Source organism: Streptosporangium sp. NPDC002544 (assembly GCF_040295965.1).
Taxonomy (GTDB): domain Bacteria; phylum Actinomycetota; class Actinomycetes; order Streptosporangiales; family Streptosporangiaceae; genus Streptosporangium.
On the sequence record NZ_JBEOWJ010000002.1, the window covers coordinates 20,985 to 40,647 of the forward strand.

Below are 19,663 nucleotides of genomic sequence, written 5' to 3' on the forward strand. Positions count from 1 at the left end.
CATGATCACAGGTCGACTCCTCGACGGAGTGGCGCTCGGTCGTACCGGGCCGCTCGCCGACCTCGAAGCCGCCCAGAGACGGTGGCCGGACCAGCCGCTGCTGCGGTGGGCCGAGGGTGAGTGGACCGTTTCCCGGTTCGCATCCGCTGTCCGCTCCGCCGCGGCCGAACTCCACGACCTGGGGGTGCGGCCCGGTGAACGGGTCGCGATCATGGCTGGCAACAGCGCTCGGATGCTCGCGGTGCAGTTCGCCGTGTGGGCTTTGGGCGCGGTGGAGGTCGCCGTCAACAGCGAGTTGCGGGGGTGGTTCCTGCAGCACGTCCTCACTGACAGCGAGCCCGGCGTCGTCGTGGCGGACGCATGCTTCCATGAGCCGCTGATCGGCTGCGTCACCCCGGAGCGGATCGTCGACCTGGCGAGCGTGCGCATCGACCGGGACCACGAGGCCGACGCGGAGGGCAGACCGGTCCCGGCGGCGGGTGATCTGGCCTCACTGCTCTACACATCCGGGACCACCGGTCCGTCCAAGGGGGTGATGCTTCCGCACGGCTACTTCTCCAACTTCGGTGCCGTCCTGTCGAGGGTGCTCGACGTGGGGCCTGGTGACACCGGCTTCTTTACGATGCCGTTCTTCCACGTTGACGCGCACATCGCTCTTCCGTTGTGCCTGCAAACCGGCTCCACGCTCGCCTTCGCCCCCCGGTTCAGCGTCAGCGGCTTCTGGGAGGACGCCGAACGGTTCGGCGTCACCTGGTTCGGTGCCGTCGGCTCCATGCTGTCCGCGCTCATCACGCGGGGGCGGCCGCCGGCGCCGGTCCTGCGGCGACTCCGGACGATCCTCGCCGCACCCATCCCCGACGAGGCCTACGAGTTCTTCGAGGACGGGCTCGGGATCCCGCTCCTGCAGATGTACGGCCAGACCGAGGCCGACGGCCCGCTTTACTCCACCGCCGAGCACCGGCGGCGTGGGGCCGTGGGCTGGAGTTGCGCCGGTTTCGACATCCGGGTCGCGACCCCGGACGGGACCGAGGCCGGGGTCGGAGAACTCGGGGAGCTGCAGACACGGCCCCGGCATCCGCACATGCTCACTCTCGGGTACTGGCGGCGCCCCGAAGCCACCGCCGAGGCATTCCGCGACCTGTGGTTCCACACCGGGGATCTTGTAACGCAGGACGCCGACGGCTTCATCTGGTACGGCGGCCGCCTGACCGACAACCTGCGCAAACGCGGCGAGAACATCTCCGCGTTCGAGCTTGAGCACGTGGTCCGCCGCGCCCCCGGCGTCCGCGAGTGCGCGGCGCTCGCCGTCCGCGACGAACTCGGCGGCGAGGACGACATCAAGCTGGTACTGGTGCTCGACGATGACGCGCCGTTCGACCCCGTGTCCTTCCGCGACTACTGCACACGGTCGCTACCGCGCTTCGCCCTGCCGAGGTACGTCGAGATCGTCGCGGAGTCGGCTCTCGTCCGGGGACCGGGCACCGGTGCGATCCAGAAGCACCTCCTCCCGGCGGCGATCACCGCCGGCACGATCGACCTCCTGGAAGCGGCCGCACCGGCGGCCGCGGACTGATCTCAGCGTCCGAATCGCAAACATGGATCCAAATCCGAAGGGAAAGAACATGAACGTCCTGGTCATCGGGGGAGCCGGACGGGTGGGAAGGCGTGTCGTGGCCGAACTCGCCGAACATTCCGACCACGACATCACCATCGCCGACCGCGTGGCGCCCGGCGGCACGACGGTCGCCTTCGTCGCGCTGGACCTCGCCGACGACGTCGCCTTGGCCCGTGCCCTGGCCCACGCCGACGCGGTGGTCAACACGGCGGGGCCGTTCGACCTGTGGGGCGCCAAGGTGCTCGACGCCGCCATCGAGCACGGTGTCGACTACATCGACGTCTGCGACGACCCGGCCGCGACCCAGGAGCTCATGAAGCGTGACCCCGCCGCTCGCGAAGCCGGTGTCCGTGCCGTCGTGGGGCTCGGTGTGAGCCCGGGTCTCACCAACTATCTCGGCATGATCGCCGCGCGCGACCTCGATGAGGTCGACACCGTCGCCACCTTCTGGGGCGACTCCCGCGAAGGCATGGACCTGGACGAGGCCACCCGGCACGCCAACGCCCTCGCCGCGTCGTTCGCCGCCGGCCGGGCCGCCTACACCCACCTCATCCTGCAGACCGCGGCCGAGGTACCGGTCTGGCGCCACGGTGAACCGGTCAACGAACGGGCCTGGCGAACGGCCTACAGGGTGCGTACCTCCAACGGTGAGACCGGCGTCTACCGCGTGATCGGCCATCCCGAGCCCGTCACCATGCCCCAGGCGATCACACTCCGGAACTGCGTCAACATCGGCACGGTCAACGTTGGGACCGACCGGCTCATGCTGCCGGTCCTCGATCGGGTCGCCGCCGGTGAGCTGACGCCCGATGAGGCCATCGCCGCCATCGCCGCCCGGCTCGCCGAGCATCCCGAGGACCTGGTGTCCGAATCCCGGGGCCCGCGCCTGCCCAGGTTGATCGGAGCGGTGGCCACCGGCACCGCCGGCGGAAGGGAACAGGGGATCATCGTCTTCCCCGGTGGGCCGGTCGACGGCTCGATGAGCCTGGAGACGGCACGCCCGGCGGTCGTGGGCGTCCTGCGTATCGGGCAGGCCCCCGTCGGCGTCCACGCGCCGGAGGGCGCCTTCGACGCCGACGCCTTTCTTGAGCACTACGCCGCGATCTACTGGGACGGTGGTGAGACCTTCCTCAAGGATGTCGCCGGCCCCGCGGCCCTCACCGTCGAGGAGAGCTGAGATGGCCTTCACCTGGGAGTCGGCCCTGGAGGAACTGCGGCGGCGCCACGAGGAGGCGCGCCGGCTCGGCGGCGCCGAACGCGTCGAACGTCAGCACACTCAGGGCCGCCAGACCATCCGGGAACGCATCGGCCAGATCGCCGATAACTTCACCGAGGTCGGCGAGTTCGCCACGTTCCCGATCCGCGACGCGGCCGGAACGCAGATCGGCACGCTGCCGTCGAGCTACGTCTGCGGTCTCGGGACGGTCGACGGGCGCCAGGTCGCCATCGGCGGCGAGGACTTCACCGTCCGCGCCGGGGCGCCGCAGACCTACCTCGACCGGTGGAAGGGCGGCATGGGCGGTTTCGTGGAGGACCTCGCCCACGAGTACCGCATCCCCCTCATCCTGTTCATGGAGGGCATCGGCGGTGATGTCTCCGCCCAGGACGAGAAGGGCCACTCCTACCTCGTCAGCTCGATGAGCTGGCGGCGCAGCTTCGAGCTGATGTCGCAGGTGCCGGTCCTGGTCGCCGTGCTCGGCTCGGCCGCGGGAGGCACCGCGGGGCGCGCGGTGGTCAGCCACTTCAGCGTGATCAGCAAGGGCAGCGTGCTCTTCGCCGGCGGACCGCCCGTCGTCCGGCGAGCCCTCGGCCAGACCGTCGACAAGCACGAACTCGGCGGTGCCGAGATGCACACGAGCGTCTCCGGGGCCATGGACAACCTGGCCGAGGACGAGGTCGACGCCATCGACCAGCTGCGCCGCGTGCTGTCCTATCTTCCGCAGAACGTGTGGGAACTCCCCGCCCGCGGTGACCGGAGCGACCCGGTGGACCGCTCCTGCGACGAGCTCTTGAAGATCATCCCGGAGAACCGGCGGCGCCCCTACAAGATGCGTGAGGTGATGCGCACCATCGTCGACAGGGACTCGCTCTTCGAGATGGGGCCCGGCTGGGGCAGGGCCGTCATCACCGCCTTCGCCCGTATCGACGGCATCCCGGTCGGGGTCATCGGCAACAATCCCATGCATCTCGCGGGAGCGCTGGACGGTGCGGCCGCCGAGAAGCAGATCCGCTTCGTCGATCTGTGCAGCACCTTCCACCTCCCGATCGTCTACCTCGTCGACGTGCCCGGATTCATGGTCGGCCCCGAGGCCGAGCGCCGTGGGGTCGTACGCATGGGCATGCGGGCGATCCAGTCGATCACCGAGGCCGAGGTGCCCGTCGTCACCGTCCACGTCCGCAAGGCCTACGGCATGGCGGTTTCGGCGACCTCCAACCCGGACGCGCTGGGGTTGCGCATCGCCTGGCCCAGCTCCGAGTGGGGTGACATGCCGATCGAAGGAGGCGTGGAAGCCGGCTTCCGCCGCGAGATCGAGCAGGCCGAGGACCCGGAGGCGTTCCGCCGACAGGCCGAGGAACGCCTGCTCGCCCTCGCCGACCCGTGGAAGACGGTCGAGGCGTTCGGCATGGAGATGATGATCGATCCCCGCCGGACCCGGAAGGTCGTCGCCGATTTCCTCAACGCCGGCCTGCACGCGATGCGGTCCCGCGTCGGTCCCAGTGACCGCCGCTGGCGCATGCGCCCCTGAACGCCTCGACTGAAAGGAAGCAGAAATCATGCAGGAAGTACGCACCGAGCTGACCGCCAGCGTCTGGAAGATCGTCGTCCCGGTCGGGGCCTCCGTCCGTCAGGGGGACGAGATCGCGATCCTCGAGTCGATGAAGATGGAGATCCCGGTCGAGGCGCCGGTGAGTGGCGTCGTCACCGAGTTCCTCGTTGAGGAGGGTGCGGCCGTCCAGGAAGGCGACCTCCTCGCCCGTATCAGCGCCGACTGACCATTCGCAGGAGTTCCCATGTTGTTCAGCTCCCTCCTGGTCGCGAACCGGGGCGAGATCGCCGTACGCGTCATCAGGACCGCGAAGCGGCTCGGCATCCGGACGGTAGCGGTCTTCTCCGACGCCGACGCAAGCGCCCGGCACGTCGAAGAGGCCGATGAGGCCGTCCGGATCGGCCCGGCGCCCGTCGCCCGGTCCTACCTCGACGTGGACGCGATCCTCGCCGCCGCGTCATCAAGCGGCGCCGATGCCATCCACCCCGGCTATGGATTCCTCTCCGAGAACCCCGATTTCGCCCGCCGGGTCCAAGCGGCGGGCATGACCTGGATCGGACCGAGTCCCGACCACATCGCGGAGATGGGCGACAAGATCAGGGCCCGTAACCTCATGGCGTCCTACGGCGTGCCGGTCTCGCGCGGCACGTCACAGGCTCTGGCCGACGCCGTCGCAGCACGAGCCGAAGCGACGCGCATCGGCTACCCCCTGATGGTGAAGGCCGCTGGCGGTGGAGGCGGGATCGGCATGACGGTCGTCTGGCACGAGGCGGATCTCGACTCCGCCTTCCAGACCGCCCGGACCCGGTCCGAGCGGATGTTCGGCTCCGCGGACATTTTGCTGGAGCAGTACATCGAGCCCGCCCGGCACGTCGAGGTGCAGATCCTCGGCCTGAACGACGGCCGGGTCCTCGCACTCGGCGAACGCGACTGCTCGATGCAGCGCCGGTTCCAGAAGGTCATCGAGGAGACCCCCTGTCCGGGCATCTCCGACGACCTTAGGGAACAGATGCTGGCCGCCAGCCGTCGGGCCGGAGAGTGCCTCGGCTACCGCGGGGTCGGCACCTTCGAATACCTCGTCGACCCGCGGACCGAGGAGTTCGTCTTCCTTGAGATGAACACCCGGCTGCAGGTCGAGCACCCGGTCACCGAACTCGTCACCGGCATGGACCTCGTCGAGGCCCAATTGCTTGTGGCCGCCCACGAAGACGGCGAACTCGCGGAACCCGCTCGCGAGAACCATGCGATCGAGCTCAGGATCTACGCCGAGGATCCTGTCAGAATGCTGCCCTCACCTGGGCGTATCGAACAATGGAAGGAACCTGTCGGCGAGCACGTCCGAATCGACTCCGGCTATCGCGCCGGTGACGAAGTGAGTCCCTACTACGACCCCCTCCTGGCCAAGCTGTGCACCGTCGCAACGAGTCGGTCAGCAGCGATCAAGCGTGCCCGACAAGCTGTGGGCGACTTCACGATCACTGGAGTGAAGACGAACCTGCCGCTACTGCATCGTGTACTCGAGGATGAGGACTTCATGAGCGGAGACTTCGATACGCGGACCCTGCCGCGCATCGCAGAGGGGTAAACCCGCAGGAGCAGAGCACCGTTGGCGTGAGCCGCCCTCGAGTGCTCAGCGACAACGGCTCGGCCTACAGGGCCCCGAGGGCCTGTACGGGCTTCGGCTCTGTCTCTCTTTCGGCTCTGGCTCACTTTCGGTGGTAACGGAACGTGTGCATCAAGCTGACGTCGCGGAGCTGGGCGGTTTCCTCATCAGACGCCTGTGGGACCGCACGGTCGCCCGTGACCCTGCTCGCCGGACCGCGCCACGACACCCTTCTGGCCGGCTAATTCGTCTCAAGCGCGTCTTCATTACCTGTGACCACGCTCGGTCACCACCGAAAGTGAGCCAGAGCCTTAAAATTGATGAAATTGGTCATTTGACCTAAACTGGCTGTCATGAACGATGAACTCGTACATGACTCCTCCGGCCCCGTGCTCGTGGCCGGCGGTTACGGCATCGTGGGCGCCGCTCTGACCGGGCTCGCCGCGTCCGAGTGGCCGCTGTTGTTGACCGGGCGTAATCCCGGCAAGGGAGCGCCCCTGGCGAAGAAGTACGGAGCGTCGGTGCGGCGGTGGGATCTCGCGGATCCCGAGCCGTTCGCCGCAGGTGTCCGCGCCGTCGTCAGCGCGGTCAACGATCCCGACGACCGTGTGCTCCGCGCCGCCGTCGGCGCCGGGATCCCCTACGTCGACATCACGCGGTGGACCAGCCGGCTCGCACGCGCGGTCACGGTGGCGACGCTCGCCCGTCCGACCGCGCCCGTGCTTCTTTCGTCGGGCTGGATGGGAGGCATCACGAACCTGGTGACGGCGGCGCTCATCGCGGAACGAGGGGGTGACGCCACATCGGTGGACATTGCGATCCGATACGACATGGACGATTCCGCCGGCATCGACTCCGTGGACTTCATGGACCGGCTCGGCTACGACTACGACGTACGCCAGGGCGGGAAAACGGTAACGGTGGCGCCGCTCACCGACAGCCGCTGGGTGGACATCGCGGGCTCACGGACGAAGGTCGCCCGACTCGACACCCCCGAACAGTTCACCTTGCCCCTGACGCTCGGTGTCGGCAGCGCGGCAACGCGGATCGGATTCAGTCAGAACTCGGCCACGACCGCCCTGCTGGCGGCGAAGAAGGCAGGCCTGTTCCGCTGGGGGCGTGGCACACGCTGGACATCTCTGCGCCGGTCCCTGCTCTACTCGCCCGGCGAAGGCGGCAGCGCGCGGATCCGCATCGACATCGACATCGACATCGACGGCGCCACGACCGCGATGATCGTCGATCCGCGGGGCCAGGCGCATCTCACCGCGCTCGGCGGGTTCTTGGGCCTGCGTCGCGTGCTCGGTGCGGGCGCGGAGGCGGGGGTGACCTTCCCTGAACTACACCCCCAGCCGGTGGCCGTGCTGCGGGAACTCGGCGAACACGGCGTGGAGGTATGGCGCGCATGACCTCGGCCAAGGGTGCCCAACGACAGGCGGAGTTGCTCGACGCCGCTGAGCGGGTGCTGACCACGAGAGGCAACGCCAACGCCGCGCTCCGCGACTTCGCCGCGGAGGCGAGCGTACGCATCGGCCATCTCCAGCACTACTTTCCCACCCGCGCCGATCTCATCCGGGCGGTGCTCGACCGCGCCCTGCGACGTTCTCTCGAACGCCTGTCCGCCGCAATGGGACCTGATGCGGACGGTGCTGGGAATCGGACGCCGACGCGTGCGGACACCGAGCGGCTTCTCGGGGTGCTGCTCGCCGAGCAGGACGATCCCACCTGCGTGCGGTTGTACATGGAGATCTGGGCGATCGCCGTGAGCGATGAGCAGATCGCCGCGGTCGTGCAAGAGTTCTACGGCAAATACGTCGGCCACGTAGCCGAACTTGTGGCGTGCGCCCAACCGCGGCTGCCTGAATCGCGGCGTACGGCGCTGGCCGAGGCTGTCGTCAGCCTCATCGAGGGCGCCTCCGTCGTGCGCTCGACCATCGGAGTCGGACGATCGGCGGAAGGCCATCACGAGATCGTGCGGACGGCCCTGGCGCTGATCCACGGCGAGTGAGACGCGGGCACCAGCGAAGGCCGGTGCCCGGCACCACGTCCCGCACCGTCGCCGTGCGGCGCCGACACGGTGTTGTTCCTCGACACCGCTTTCAGCCGCTCACGACCTGCCGGTCGTAGCCCGCACATCGGCCTCGCCGCACTCTCGCCCGGCCGTCGCGGCGCGCCGTCGTCTGCGGGCCACCCAGGCGAACGAGACGGTCAGCACGGCTGTCGTCGACACCGCGACATAGGACATCGCATCTGCCGGCGCCGGCGGCAGCGCGGCTGATGCTCAACCAGTGGAGCAGTTCCTCCTTGGATTTGTAGTGCACGTAGTGACGCAGCAGAGTGTCGGGGAGCTCCCTGGGGATCCGGTCACCGGCTGCGGCTGTCGGGTCGAGGAAGTGGTCGGTGTGGGCGAGGATTCCATCATTGGCGACGGAACCGATCGAGGCCGCCCGCGACACCTTCTACCGGCCGGTCCGCGATCCGCTGTACGGCCACAGGCGGTAACCGTCTTGATCACTGCACCTTGGTCGCTCTCGGTGTCGGGGGATCCGCGCGATCGGCGGCTGTTTCTCGAATCGATCGGCCACTGAGCATGACCGCCATCCGGACCAGCGAGACCGCGCCGCCGACCGCGGTGGCCAGTGTGAGCCCGAACCAGAACGGGGTCCAGGTGGACGGGATCGGTAGGAGCAGCGCCACAAGGGGCGGGTAGCTCAGCACCAGCAGCCGGAGTCGTCGGTCGTCGCGGATCTGCTGCCGGGTCGTCGGGGTCGGGCGCAGCCCGCCGATCATGACCAGGCGCCAGGTGTACAGCGCGGTGCCGTACAGGACGAAGAGCATCATCAGGCCGAGGAGCTGCACCCACTCGGGCACGGTGTGGTGATCCGGTGTCGACGTGGGCAGGGTCAGCGTGGCGATCGGCAGGGCGCACAGAGCCTCGACGGCGAGAAGCCGGCTCGCCGGCCGCTCGCGGAAGAGCATCGCCAGTGATACTTTCATAATAAGTCCGATCGTAATTTAAACGATCGATTTAGTCACGATCTGCAAGGAGTGGCTGATGAAAATCCTCGCCCTCGGCGGACCCGGCGCGATGGGCCGGGTCGCGGTGCGCGTGGCCACTGGGCTGCCCGGCGTCCAGGAGATCGTCGTCGCCGACCGCGACGTGGACGCGGCGCGGCGACTCGTCCGCGAACTGGCCGGTTCGCGGGTACGGATGAGCGCCCGCAAGGTCGACGTCGCCGACGAGGCCGAGTTGGACGCGACGCTCGAGGAGGCCGACGTCGTCCTCAACACCGTCGGGCCGTTCTACCGGTTCGGCCTGGGCGTGTTGCGGGCGGCGATACGTACCCGCACCCACTACCTCGACATCTGCGACGACTGGGAGCCCGCCCTGCAGATGCTCGACCTCGACGCCGAAGCTCGCATAGCAGGGGTATGCGCCGTGGTCGGCATGGGCGCGAGCCCGGGCATCAGCAACCTACTCGCGGCCAGGGCGGTGGCCAGACTCGACACCGTGACCGACCTCTACACTGCCTGGCCCGTCGATGTGCCGGGCTCCGGCGCCGGAGAGACCGACCTGCGCGGTCCGGACGGCCGTCCGATAGCGGCCGCCGTGCACTGGATGCAGCAGATCAGCGGTACGGTCGCCGCGGTGAACAACGGGGAGGTCGTGCAGCGGCCGCCCCTGCAGCCGGTCACGCTCACCCTGCCCGGGGGGCGCAAGGGCACCGCATACACCGTCGGCCATCCAGAGCCGGTGACCTTGCAGCGCAGCTATCGGTTGGCCGGAGATTCGGCCAACCTCATGGTCATCACGCCCGGGACCGTGGCCTATCTGGACGTGCTGCGCAGTGACATCGACAGCGGCAGACTCACCAACGAGACGGCCGCCGCCGACCTGGCCAAGCCCACGATGCGACGCGCCATGCGCGCCGCTGTGCGCGCCGTCAAGTTCAAGACGCCCGGCTCGCTGCCGCCGTTCTTCGCCACCGCCAGAGGGATCAAGGATGGTCGGCCGACCACTGTCCTGGCCCACCTGACAGGTACGGCCACGCTGATGAAGGGCATGGCCGAGGCCACCGGAATCCCGGCCGCCCTGGGGCTCGCCCAGCTGCTCGACGGCACCGTCAGCCAACCTGGAGTCCACCCGCCGGAAACCGCCATCGACCCCGATCGATTCTTCGCCGACCTGGCGGAGCACGCCAAGCCCATCGAGGTCGTGATCGAGGAGGCATCGTGACCAGCGGCTTGTATGTCGCTGGAGCCAGGAGCCAGGTGTACAGCCTTGGCACCGCCTGCGGGTGTGAAGGACCACCCTATGCCTGGCGCATGCTCACGGATCAGCCCACCGGCAGCCACGGAGCCGGCCCCTTTCGGGTACGACGCCTGTCACGTTCGAGCAGCCGCTGGGCGGGTCATGTCGCCGTAGAGGCGGAAAAGGCGGATGTTCTCGCCGTCCGGGCCGGCGCTCTCGTCCAGGAGCGACCAGCACTGTGCGACCAGCGCGCGGGCCTGGGTACCAGGCCAGGGCTGCGGGAGCAGTTGGGGCGGCAGGAGGGGGTCGGCTTCCATGACGCGAGTGAATTCGGCCGCCAGTTCTACCGCGATCGTCAGCCGCTGTGGCTCGGAGAGGCCGGCGTGATCGTGGAGGCGCTCGCGCCGGAGTCGGGCGACGGCGGTGAGCCGGTGATACCGCTCGGCGATCTCGGCCAACGGCCACAGGGCACGGGCGAGTGCGGCGGGATCGTCTTGGTCGCCCTGGCGCAGGTCCCGGGTGGTCGCGAAGGTGAGGTGGTCTAGGACGTTCAGGTGGCGGGCGTGGTCCTCGACGTAGGGTTCCCACGGGTTGGCGCTGAGATACAGGCCCCCTTGGATCGATGCTCCGCCCAGGCGGGTGAGCGCGACGCGCAGGGCGTCGCGTGCGGTGCGCGCGGTCTCGGGGACGGCGAAGGCGACCAGGTGCCAGGTGCCGTCCCAGGGGGCGATGCCGGCGTCTTGGCGGAAGGCGTGGGTGACGAATTCGACATCGAGGCCCATGGTCTGTTCGGTGGTGCCGGTGGCCCGCAGTTGTGCTTTGCGTCCTCTGCCCTCGTGGGTGAAGCGTCCCTCGGCGACCAGCCGTTTGATGCACAGGCGCACCTGCTGGTCGGTCATGCCCAGCAGGTTGGCGGTGGCGTAGAGCTCGCCGGTGTCGACGGTGAGGTCGGCGCGGACGAGCGCTTCGACGAGCATCCGGGTGGGGACCTGGACGTCCGGTCCCGGCATGCGGGGTGCGGCGGTCATGCTGCAGCCTTCCAGGAGTGGCCGGGCGACGCCGAGGCGCTGGCGGATGCGGGCGGACGATGAGGTGCCCAGCGTGCACGAGTTTACCGACGTCACAGACCTCGTTGCCTAACGTGGGTGAACTATCGAATCTGATGACGCCACGAGTAGTTCATGGACCGATGACGGTGGTCACCGCGTCCAGCAGGGTGCGGTGGCGAACGTCGCTCAGGGCGTCGGCGGGCATGGTGCGTGGCAGGAAGGCCAGGGCGAGCCGGCGGCGAGAGTCGCCGAGGCCTAGGGCGCCGCCGATGCCGGGGTGACCGAAGGCCGTGGGGGAGCCGAGCCGCCAGGCGCGGCTGGGCAGGGCGAATCCGCACCCGAACGCCGACGGGAGGCCGAGTACCCGGTCCCGCCCGACGGCGCGAGGCCGTACGGCGGCGCTCTGGGTGCGGTCGCTGATGAGTGGGGCCTCGGCCCCGGGCAGGAGCATGGCATAGAGCCGGGCCAGGGACCGGGCGGTGGTGACGGCATTGGCGGCGGGGAGCTGTCCGGCGAGGGTCTCCGGGCGTCGTACCCAGAGGTCGGGAGGGTCGGTGATGGCCCCCTGCACGGTCAGCGCCTGCCACAGCGGCGTTCCGGGGCGCGCGAAGACGGCGGTGGTCAGCCTGACCAGGAGCGGGACCCGGGTGGCGGCGTGTACCGGGGAAGGCGGGGGGCCGAGGTGGGTGCCGATGCTGATCGCCAGATCCCGGGGGCGGCACACCAGTTCGGTGAGCACCTCGCCGAGACGGTCGCCGGTGATGCGGCGGACGAGTTCGTCGGCGAGCGTGCCCCAGGTGACCGCGTGGTATCCGGGCCGGCCCGGGGGCCAGCGCGCCCGCTCATCGGCCAGGGCGTCCGCGAGCGGGCGCCCCTCCAGCACGTCGGTGAGGGTGGCCCGGCGCGAGGGGGCGATGAGCCCGGCCTGATGGCTGAGTAGTTGCGCCACGGTGATCTCGGACTTGCCGTGGCGGCCGAACTCGGGCCAGTACCTGGCCACGGGCGCGTCGAAGTCGAGATCGCCGCGGTCGGCGAGCACCGCCAGGCACGCGGCGGCGATGCCCTTCGAGGCGGAGAAGACCACTTGGCGGGTGTCCGGACTGTAGGGTCCTTCGCCGTCGGTCCCGCTGTAGAGGTCCACGACGGTCCTGTCGCGGTGAATGACATGTAACCCGGCGCCACGCTCGTCCGGCCTGCTCATGATCGCGGCGAACACGTCACGAACCGGTTCCCAGCCGGGCGCGACGTCGCCGCGGAGTACGCGATCGTCGGGCGTGCTCATGCCGGTCATGGGGTCGTGGCGGCAGCGACGGGTGCGTGATCCACCTTGACCACCTCGCCGCGATGGGGCCGGGGCGGATCGCACTGGGCGGCCAGCGCGTCGAAGTATCGCTCGGGGTCGAGTACGGCGTCGGGGGGATGGACGCCATGGGTGCGCACCGACCCGTCGAGGATCTGGCCTGCTGCCAGGGCCAGGGGGATGCCGGTCGCCCTGGCCATCCCACGGGGGGAGGCGATCATCCGAGCACCGACCGTGTGCGGCCGGCCGTCCCGGCTCCCGGTGGCGAGTGCGAAGAAGGCGGGCAGCGCGCCTGGGCCACGCAGCCAGGGCCGGCGGAGGGCGGACCGGGCGAAATGGCCTGCGGACGGGGTGTCGATCGCGGCGGCGGCCTGCTCCAGAGAAAGCTTCCCGCAGTCGATGTCGTCGCGCAGGGTCATCAGGTACGCCGCGGTCGTCGGTCGGACGACCATGACGCAGGCCGAGCTGCGAGTGATCGAGCGGGTCCCCGGCAAGGTCACCGGCTCGGGATGACCGACCGTGTACACGGTGCCCGTGCCCAGCCCCGGGTAGTCCAGCGTGACCGGTTCGAGCGGGGGCCGCTCGGCGGGTTTGCCGCCGTCCCAGGTCTGGATCGTTCCGGACAACTGTTGCATCCAGTGCACGGTGGCGGCCGAGGCGCCGGCGATCGCGTCCTCGTCAGGGGCGTCGCCGACGAACGGCACGTCCACCGGCCAGGCCGTGAAGACGTCGTCAACGATGTCCAGCTCGCGTGTCGCGAGCGCGGCCAGCATGTTGCTCGTGCCCGGACTCGCCCCGGCCCCGATCACGGCGATCACGCCCGAGCTTCGTGCCTGGGCGTCCAGCGCGAGCATGTCCAGTGTCGGTTCCCAGTCATCGCAGATGTCGACGTACTGGGTGCGTGTATCGATCGCCGCCTTCAGTACGGGCACGCCGAGCCGGAAGAAGGGCCCCGTTGTGTTGACGACGATGTCGGCGTCTCGGAAGAGTTCGCGCAGCCGTACCGGATCCGTCGCATCCGCCGCCTGCGGGACCAGGGTGGCGGACGCGGTGCCCGCCAGCTGGGCGGCGAGTCGTTCGGCGGCGGCCAGATCGCGGTCCGCGATCACCAGTTCCGCGATGTCCTCGCGACCGGCGAGCGTCTCGACCGCGGGCCTGCCCATCGCTCCCGCCCCACCCAACGCGACCACTCGATGTTCATTCATATAACGAACGTATCCAAAACGAACGTTTCTAGCAACACGGTTTTGAGTGTGGCTCGGCATGCCACTCGGGATGCGGGCGCCACCGATCACCCGGCCTGGGCGAGCAGGACGTGCATGGCCCGGGTCGGAGGGATGTCGCTGGAGGCGGAAGTCTGCCGGCCCCTTCGGCATCAGGCTGATCGGTCACGATGCGAGCTCCTGGCTAGCCGTCGAAGATCATCCCCTTGCGGAGGTCGGTGAACACGAACGTCAGTCTGTCGAGCAGGTAGTTCTGTGAGGCCGTCCACGGATCGCGCTCGCCCTGCTGTGGAAACAGGTGAGCGGAGCGTTTCACGTAGCTGGAGGTCAGGCCGAGCAGCGGACGCCGTGCCCGCCCGGGCGGGCACGCGGGCATCGCGGTCGTATGACCGTGCCGCCTCATGTGATCGAGCAGTCGGACGACGTAGCGCGAGGACATGTCGGCCCGTAGCGTCCACGACGCGTTGGTGTAGCCGACGCAGAAGGCCAGGTTGGGCACGCCGCTGAGCATCAGCCCGCGGTAGGCGGTGGTATCCGCCACGTTGATCATTTGCTCGTCCACCGACAGGCCGATCCCGCCGAGCGGTATCAGCGACAACCCCGTCGCGGAGACGATCACATCGGCCTCCAGAACTTCCCCGGAGTCCAGCACGATCCCGCTCTCCACGAAGCGAGTGATCCGATCGGTGGCCACTGACGCCTTCCCGGTGGCCACGGCCCGGAAGAAGTCACCGTCGGGCACGACGCACAGCCGCTGGTCCCACGGCTGATATCGGGGAGTGAAGTGCCTGTCCAGGTATGCCGGATCCGGCAGGTACCGGAGCGCGGACTTGCGTAGCCACTGCTTGGTCTGTTCGGGAAAGCGCCTGCTCAGCCAGTAGGTCAGCTGGCTGCTCAGCACGTTCTTCTCGCGGATGAGCGCGTGCGCGATTCGTGCGGGAAGGTAGCGGCGCAGCGCGTCGGCCGTCCGGTCGACGTCGGGCAGCGCGGCCAGATAGGTCGGCGACCGCTGCAGCATCGTGACGTGCGCCGCCGTCGTGGCCAGCGCGGGGACGAGGGTGGCTGCGGTGGCTCCGCTGCCGATCACCACCACCCGCTTGCCCGTGGTGTCGAGATCCTCGGGCCAGAACTGCGGGTGCACGAACCGGCCGCCGAACTGCTCCACTCCCGCGAACTCGGGCTGATGGCCGCGCTCGTAGTCGTAGTAGCCGGCACAGATGTAGAGGAACGAACACGTCCACACCCGAGAGTCTTGACCCTCCCGGGTCTCCACCACCCATCGGGATTGCTTCCGGGACCATGAGGCCGCGACGGCCTTGGTTCCGTAGTGGATGTGCCGGTCGATGCCATGCTCGCGTGCGGTGTCTTCGATGTAGCGGCGGATGCTGTCGCCGTCGGCCAACGACTTCTTCCCCCGCCACGGCTGGAACGCGTAGCTGAGGGTGAACATGTCCGAGTCCGAACGGACACCTGGATAGCGAAACAGATCCCAGGTGCCACCGAGGTGATCCCGGCCCTCCAGAACCGCGTAGGTCCAGTCACGCCGCCGCTGCAGGCGCCACGCGGCGCCGATGCCGGACAGACCCGCCCCGATGATCAGCACATCGACGTGTCGGGGCGAACCTCCCCCAGAATCGATCTTTTTAGAAACGGTCGTCATAAAAACGACCGTATCATAATCGAAAGATGTGGCGGAGGATTGCGACCGGGGTGGCCTCAATGCATGCCTCAACCAGGGCCTGTGCTGAGTTCGGATCTTTAGGCGGGTCGGAGGCTTCGGATCCACAAGACGGTGCCTCGCAGCTGGAGTCCGGCCAGATTGGATCCCGCTTGCGCCGGATCGCCCCCCGAAGTCCCCCGCCCGGCGGATGCCTCGCGTCTGCCCGTGTCCCTAGCCTGATCACGAAGCCAGGAGGGGACACATGAGACATGGTTGGCAGGACGCGGCGGCGAAGTCGGCGGAGGAGCGGCGCTGGGCGGACCTGTGGGATCTGGTCCAGCAGCAGGTCCCCCTCGTCGAGGCGGATCGCGTCCTGCCGCTGTTCGACGAGCGGTGGCGGCCGGACGGCCCGGCACGTCCTCTGTTCGACCTGCTCGCCGCGACCCCGGCCGGAACCGTGGAGGAGGCGTGCGCCACCCTGACCGCCGACCCCTTACTCGAAATCTCCGTCGACGGCTGGATCACCACCGGCTCGCTGTCCCCGGACGGCCGATGGCTGGCGGTCTGCACAAGCGGCCGGCCCTCCATTCGCCGCCACGAACTCCAGGTGTTCGACCTCGACGACGGACGCCAGGTCGCCTGCCGGGCGGGCGACGCCGACTCCGGGGTGATGCTGAACAAGGGCGCGTCCATCTTCAGCATGGACTGGATCCCACCGAACCCCTTCCTCGGTCTCGTGCGCAACGCCGCGGAGAGGACGATGCTGCAGCCCGAGGAGTTCTCCCTGATCGCGGCGCTGACCTGGCTGGACCACGACCGTTTCGCGGTGCTGGCCCGGCACTACCCCCACCTCGGCCGCGATCTGGAGCCCGCCGACTGCCACCTGACCTACTACACCGGCGACGGCGGGCGCATCGAAAAGGTCACCATGGAGGAGGACCTGGTCTGGGGCGAGCAGAGGCTGGACATCCTGCCGTCGCACATGGCCGCCGACCTGTCCTCCGGCCGGCTCGCCGTGGACGGCCGTACGCTGCGCATCATCGAGCCGCCCTGCCGCGTCCTGGCCCGCTCACCGGAACAGGAGCACTATCGCGAACTGTGTTTCCTCTCCCCGGACCGCCTGGCCGCGGCGGGCAACGAGTGCCTGGAGATCTGGCAGGCGACCGGCGCGACCCTGGAACGGGTACGAAGCATCGGCCTGCGCCCGCGCCGTAGAGGACACTGCCCGATCCTGATCCCGCAGCGCCACGAGATCATGATCCTGGACGGAACCCCTGACTCCAACAGGGGCGGCGAGGTCCGCTACCTCGACACCGAGACCCTGGCCGACGTCACAGGATCGCGTGAGCTGTCCGACTCGATCGGCATCGAACTGTGGCGCACCCCCGACGGCTCCCGCCACGCGCTGGCCACGGAAAGCGCGGTCTACGTGGTACGCGACCCGGCGGCCGGAGCCGTCGCCACCCTGGCCGAGCGCCCCCCGGCCACCCTCCGCCCGGCCGACCTCCCCGTGCTCGACTCCGTACGGCCCGCCACGGGCCCCGTGCGCCACCTGCTGACCCTGCTGCGGACGGCGATGCGCCTTGCCTCGTAGGGGGCCGGTTCCCCGGCCGTTGGCCTCGGTCTTTCGTGCGCCCGGCAGGACGGGAGATGACGTCGTGACCTGGGTTCGTGAGCGCCGGTTGCCACCTGAGCGGGTGATCGTCTAGGGGCATGCCGGCGGTGGGAGGTGGTCCCCGGGACCGGCGTGCCGTAGCCAGGTGTAGTCGACCGGCTGGGCGGCGTTCCACTCCGCGGCCAGGTGGGCGTCGACCGGCAGGTAACCGGCTCCCCGATAGCACCGCAGGGCTCGGTCGTTGTCCGGGTGCACGCGCATGAAGACGTTCGCGTGGCCTGTTTCCCAGGCCAGCGCGGTCAGCCCGCGCACCAGTTCCCGCCCGATTCCCCTGCCGCGGGCACTCGGGGCCACGATGATCCGGGCCAGCTCGACCTCGTCCTCCTCGGCGTCGAGCCACAGTTCCCCGTAGCCGAGTGGGTCCCGGCCCTCAACGAGCAGGTGGGCCCGTACGTCCTCGCCCCGCTGCCAGTCGGCGACGACCTGCGCCGGCAGCGGGAACTCCTGCCGTCCGCACCACATCGCGACCTCCCGCGACGAGGTGGGCCAGCAGGCGACCGTGGCCGCGTACGCCGTCACGAAGGGCTGTAGATCCATACCTGCTTCATCCATTCCGCGCGCCCGGGTCGCCGGAGGAGCGGGGACGCTGATCGGTGGCCCCGATGCCCGGCTGAACGTCATTCCTTCGAGTGACGCGGACACTCCTCGCCTGCCCGCACAATTCTGCGCATGACTTCGATGAGCGTTCTACCGGAAAGAAGGATCGGCCCGGTCCACGTCCTCGACGCGGCGATCGGGATCGGGCTGGCGGTCTGGGCCGTCGGGCTGGTCTGGAGCCGTGGCGGGATGATGACGCCTTTCCTGCTGCTGGCGACCCTGCCCCTGGCCTTCCGCCGGGTGAATCCGCCCATGGCGCTGGCCGCGACATTCGTCGGCGGGGTCGGACTGCTCTTCACCGGGATCTATCCCATGTCCAATCTCGCGGTCGCCACATCCGCCGCCGTCGCCCTCTACACGCTGCTCAGGTTGCTGACGCGGCAGCAGGCCTGGGGGGTGACCGTGCTGGCCCTGACCGGGCTGTTCGTACTGGGCGTGTTGATGAGCTGGGAAAGCAGGGTTGGGCTCGCCACCGCAGTGGTCTACGGGGCCATGATCGCGTTCTGTGTCGGCGGTATCGCGCTGCTGGCCGACCTCGCCCGCGCCCGGGGCGAGGTCAAGGAGGTCCGGCAGGAGAGCATGGAGCAGATGATCGCCGCACAGTGCGAGCAGGCCGCCATGGCCGAGCGGGCCAGGATCGCGCGGGAGATGCACGACATCGTGGCGCACTCCATCTCCAGGATCGCGGTGGAGGCCGAGACCGCCCCGTACACGGTCAAGGATCTCAGCGATCCGGCACGCGAGGGCTTCGAACAGATCGCGACCACCGCCCGCGAGACGCTGGTGGAGATGCGGCGACTGCTCGGCGTGCTGCGCACCGACGGCGGGGCGGGCGGCACCTCGCCGCAACCGGGCCTGGCACGCGTACCCGAACTGCTGGAAGAGCACCGCAGGGCAGGGGGGACGGTCGATCTCGACATCATCGGCGATGCCGTCCCGCTGCCCGCGGCCGTCGACCTGTCGGCGTACCGCATCCTGCAGGAGGCGCTGACCAACGCCCGCTCCCACGCGCCGGACGCGAACGTGCGCATCGAGCTCGCCTACCTGCAGGACACGCTGGCCATCAGGGTGAGCGACGACGGCCCCGGCCCTTCCTCGAACGCGGGCGGCCATGGCCTGATCGGGATGCGGGAGCGGGTGGTCATGCTGGGTGGCTGGCTCAACACCGGTACGGCGCCCGAGGGCGGTTTCCTCATCGAGGCGGGCCTTCCGCTGACGCGGGCGGAGGCGGCGGCGTGATCAGTGTTCTGGTCGCCGACGACCAGAAGAGCGTCAGGCACGGTTTCGCCGCGGCGCTGAACGCCCAGCCGGACATCAACGTCGTGGGCACCGCCGCGGACGGGGCCGAGGCGGTGCGGCTGGCCAGGGAGTCCCGGCCCGACGTGGCGCTGATGGACATCAGGATGCCGGAGCTGAACGGCATCGAGGCGGTCCGTCAGATCGTCGCCGAGCTGCCCACCCGGGCACTCATGATCACCACTTTCGATCTGGACGACTACGTGTACGACGCGCTCTCCGCGGGGGCGAGCGGGTTCCTGCTCAAGGACGTCAGGGTGAAGGACCTGGTGGAGTCGGTCCGGGTGATCGCGCGTGGGGACGCGTTACTCGCTCCCCAGGTGACCAGGCGGCTGATCGCCGAGTTCGCCAGGCAGCGGCCCCGCTCGTGCCCTCCCGCCGACCTCACCCCTCGCGAGCTCGAGGTGCTGCGGCTGATCGCGAAGGGCCGGTCCAACGCCGAGATCGCCGGAGAGCTGGTCGTCACCGAGCACACCGTCAAGACGCACGTCGCCCGGCTGCTGGCCAAACTAGGCCTGCGCGACCGCGCCCAGGCCATCGTCTACGCCTACGAGTCGGGACTCGTCGTTCCCTACGCCTGAAGCGGGCCCATACGCGCACCGACGACGAGGCGGATCCGGGAGAG

18 protein-coding genes are annotated in these 19,663 nt (G+C 69.2%); 11 read left to right on the top strand and 7 right to left on the bottom strand.

The window, feature by feature from the left end; all coding sequences use genetic code 11:
* Position 1 precedes the first annotated feature (1 nt).
* The 7 genes from ABT061_RS02960 to ABT061_RS02990 all read left to right on the top strand — a co-directional run bounded on the left by ABT061_RS02960 (position 2) and on the right by ABT061_RS02990 (position 7,994).
* Positions 2–1,573, top strand: coding sequence for an AMP-binding protein (locus tag ABT061_RS02960; RefSeq protein WP_350912015.1), 1,572 nt, complete (start codon positions 2–4; stop codon positions 1,571–1,573).
* A 49-nt stretch (positions 1,574–1,622) separates the two neighbouring features.
* A complete protein-coding gene (locus ABT061_RS02965) occupies positions 1,623–2,792 on the top strand; it encodes a saccharopine dehydrogenase family protein (RefSeq protein WP_350912017.1) in 1,170 nt (389 codons plus the stop codon).
* A 1-nt stretch (position 2,793) separates the two neighbouring features.
* Positions 2,794–4,362: an acyl-CoA carboxylase subunit beta gene (locus ABT061_RS02970; RefSeq protein WP_350912019.1), complete on the top strand. Its 1,569-nt coding sequence runs from the start codon at positions 2,794–2,796 to the stop codon at positions 4,360–4,362.
* A 28-nt stretch (positions 4,363–4,390) separates the two neighbouring features.
* Positions 4,391–4,609, top strand: coding sequence for a biotin/lipoyl-binding carrier protein (locus tag ABT061_RS02975; RefSeq protein WP_350912021.1), 219 nt, complete (start codon positions 4,391–4,393; stop codon positions 4,607–4,609).
* Positions 4,610–4,627: 18 nt separating this feature from the next.
* Positions 4,628–5,968 (top strand): acetyl-CoA carboxylase biotin carboxylase subunit, encoded by a 1,341-nt coding sequence (locus ABT061_RS02980; RefSeq protein WP_350912023.1) that lies wholly within the window; start codon positions 4,628–4,630, stop codon positions 5,966–5,968.
* Between the two features lie 371 nt (positions 5,969–6,339).
* Positions 6,340–7,395, top strand: coding sequence for a saccharopine dehydrogenase family protein (locus ABT061_RS02985; RefSeq protein ID WP_350912025.1), 1,056 nt, complete (start codon positions 6,340–6,342; stop codon positions 7,393–7,395).
* Positions 7,392–7,994 carry a TetR/AcrR family transcriptional regulator gene (locus ABT061_RS02990; protein WP_350912027.1) on the top strand — a complete coding sequence of 201 codons (603 nt, stop codon included), beginning with the start codon at positions 7,392–7,394 and terminating at the stop codon, positions 7,992–7,994. The genes ABT061_RS02985 and ABT061_RS02990 overlap by 4 nt, the downstream gene beginning before the upstream one ends.
* A 99-nt stretch (positions 7,995–8,093) precedes the next feature.
* Here ABT061_RS02990 and ABT061_RS02995 read toward each other — a convergent pair whose 3' ends face one another.
* A complete protein-coding gene (locus ABT061_RS02995) occupies positions 8,094–8,216 on the bottom strand; it encodes a hypothetical protein (protein ID WP_350912029.1) in 123 nt (40 codons plus the stop codon).
* Between the two features lie 281 nt (positions 8,217–8,497).
* Complete coding sequence (locus ABT061_RS03000) at positions 8,498–8,983, bottom strand: hypothetical protein (protein ID WP_350912031.1); 486 nt, start codon at positions 8,981–8,983, stop codon at positions 8,498–8,500.
* Between the two features lie 58 nt (positions 8,984–9,041).
* Here ABT061_RS03000 and ABT061_RS03005 point away from each other — a divergent pair, with 58 nt between their 5' ends.
* Complete coding sequence (locus tag ABT061_RS03005; protein WP_350912033.1) at positions 9,042–10,223, top strand: saccharopine dehydrogenase family protein; 1,182 nt, start codon at positions 9,042–9,044, stop codon at positions 10,221–10,223.
* Positions 10,224–10,372: 149 nt separating this feature from the next.
* Here ABT061_RS03005 and ABT061_RS03010 read toward each other — a convergent pair whose 3' ends face one another.
* The 4 genes from ABT061_RS03010 to ABT061_RS03025 form a co-directional block, all read right to left on the bottom strand.
* The gene (locus tag ABT061_RS03010) at positions 10,373–11,266 is read right to left on the bottom strand and encodes a PaaX family transcriptional regulator C-terminal domain-containing protein (protein ID WP_350912035.1); all 894 of its coding nucleotides are present in this window, start codon (positions 11,264–11,266) and stop codon (positions 10,373–10,375) included.
* 151 nt (positions 11,267–11,417) lie between these two features.
* Positions 11,418–12,569, bottom strand: a complete 1,152-nt coding sequence (locus ABT061_RS03015) for a serine hydrolase domain-containing protein (RefSeq protein WP_350912037.1) — start codon at positions 12,567–12,569, stop codon at positions 11,418–11,420.
* 5 nt (positions 12,570–12,574) lie between these two features.
* Entirely contained in the window at positions 12,575–13,792 is a 1,218-nt protein-coding gene (locus ABT061_RS03020; RefSeq protein WP_350912039.1) for a saccharopine dehydrogenase family protein, read from the bottom strand.
* Between the two features lie 202 nt (positions 13,793–13,994).
* Positions 13,995–15,470: a flavin-containing monooxygenase gene (locus ABT061_RS03025; RefSeq protein WP_350912041.1), complete on the bottom strand. Its 1,476-nt coding sequence runs from the start codon at positions 15,468–15,470 to the stop codon at positions 13,995–13,997.
* 262 nt (positions 15,471–15,732) lie between these two features.
* Between ABT061_RS03025 and ABT061_RS03030 the strand changes: the two genes are divergently transcribed.
* Complete coding sequence (locus ABT061_RS03030; RefSeq protein WP_350912043.1) at positions 15,733–17,064, top strand: hypothetical protein; 1,332 nt, start codon at positions 15,733–15,735, stop codon at positions 17,062–17,064.
* Between the two features lie 111 nt (positions 17,065–17,175).
* On the opposite strand, the gene ABT061_RS03035 is transcribed toward ABT061_RS03030, so the two are convergent.
* Positions 17,176–17,682: a GNAT family N-acetyltransferase gene (locus ABT061_RS03035; protein ID WP_350912045.1), complete on the bottom strand. Its 507-nt coding sequence runs from the start codon at positions 17,680–17,682 to the stop codon at positions 17,176–17,178.
* Between the two features lie 132 nt (positions 17,683–17,814).
* Here ABT061_RS03035 and ABT061_RS03040 point away from each other — a divergent pair, with 132 nt between their 5' ends.
* Complete coding sequence (locus ABT061_RS03040) at positions 17,815–18,981, top strand: sensor histidine kinase (protein WP_350912046.1); 1,167 nt, start codon at positions 17,815–17,817, stop codon at positions 18,979–18,981.
* Positions 18,978–19,619 (top strand): response regulator, encoded by a 642-nt coding sequence (locus ABT061_RS03045; protein WP_350912048.1) that lies wholly within the window; start codon positions 18,978–18,980, stop codon positions 19,617–19,619. The genes ABT061_RS03040 and ABT061_RS03045 overlap by 4 nt, the downstream gene beginning before the upstream one ends.
* Positions 19,620–19,663: the final 44 nt, after the last annotated feature.

Bases quoted from the DNA above. Each gene is read 5' to 3' on its own strand.
- ABT061_RS02960 (WP_350912015.1), top strand. From the start codon at position 2: ATGATCACAGGTCGACTCCTCGACGGAGTGGCGCTCGGTCGTACCGGG.
- ABT061_RS02965 (WP_350912017.1), top strand. From the start codon at position 1,623: ATGAACGTCCTGGTCATCGGGGGAGCCGGACGGGTGGGAAGGCGTGTC.
- ABT061_RS02970 (WP_350912019.1), top strand. From the start codon at position 2,794: ATGGCCTTCACCTGGGAGTCGGCCCTGGAGGAACTGCGGCGGCGCCAC.
- ABT061_RS02975 (WP_350912021.1), top strand. From the start codon at position 4,391: ATGCAGGAAGTACGCACCGAGCTGACCGCCAGCGTCTGGAAGATCGTC.
- ABT061_RS02980 (WP_350912023.1), top strand. From the start codon at position 4,628: ATGTTGTTCAGCTCCCTCCTGGTCGCGAACCGGGGCGAGATCGCCGTA.
- ABT061_RS02985 (WP_350912025.1), top strand. From the start codon at position 6,340: ATGAACGATGAACTCGTACATGACTCCTCCGGCCCCGTGCTCGTGGCC.
- ABT061_RS02990 (WP_350912027.1), top strand. From the start codon at position 7,392: ATGACCTCGGCCAAGGGTGCCCAACGACAGGCGGAGTTGCTCGACGCC.
- ABT061_RS03000 (WP_350912031.1), bottom strand. From the start codon at position 8,983: ATGAAAGTATCACTGGCGATGCTCTTCCGCGAGCGGCCGGCGAGCCGG.
- ABT061_RS03005 (WP_350912033.1), top strand. From the start codon at position 9,042: ATGAAAATCCTCGCCCTCGGCGGACCCGGCGCGATGGGCCGGGTCGCG.
- ABT061_RS03010 (WP_350912035.1), bottom strand. From the start codon at position 11,266: ATGACCGCCGCACCCCGCATGCCGGGACCGGACGTCCAGGTCCCCACC.
- ABT061_RS03015 (WP_350912037.1), bottom strand. From the start codon at position 12,569: ATGAGCACGCCCGACGATCGCGTACTCCGCGGCGACGTCGCGCCCGGC.
- ABT061_RS03020 (WP_350912039.1), bottom strand. From the start codon at position 13,792: ATGAATGAACATCGAGTGGTCGCGTTGGGTGGGGCGGGAGCGATGGGC.
- ABT061_RS03025 (WP_350912041.1), bottom strand. From the start codon at position 15,470: ATGACGACCGTTTCTAAAAAGATCGATTCTGGGGGAGGTTCGCCCCGA.
- ABT061_RS03030 (WP_350912043.1), top strand. From the start codon at position 15,733: ATGAGACATGGTTGGCAGGACGCGGCGGCGAAGTCGGCGGAGGAGCGG.
- ABT061_RS03035 (WP_350912045.1), bottom strand. From the start codon at position 17,682: ATGGATCTACAGCCCTTCGTGACGGCGTACGCGGCCACGGTCGCCTGC.
- ABT061_RS03040 (WP_350912046.1), top strand. From the start codon at position 17,815: ATGACTTCGATGAGCGTTCTACCGGAAAGAAGGATCGGCCCGGTCCAC.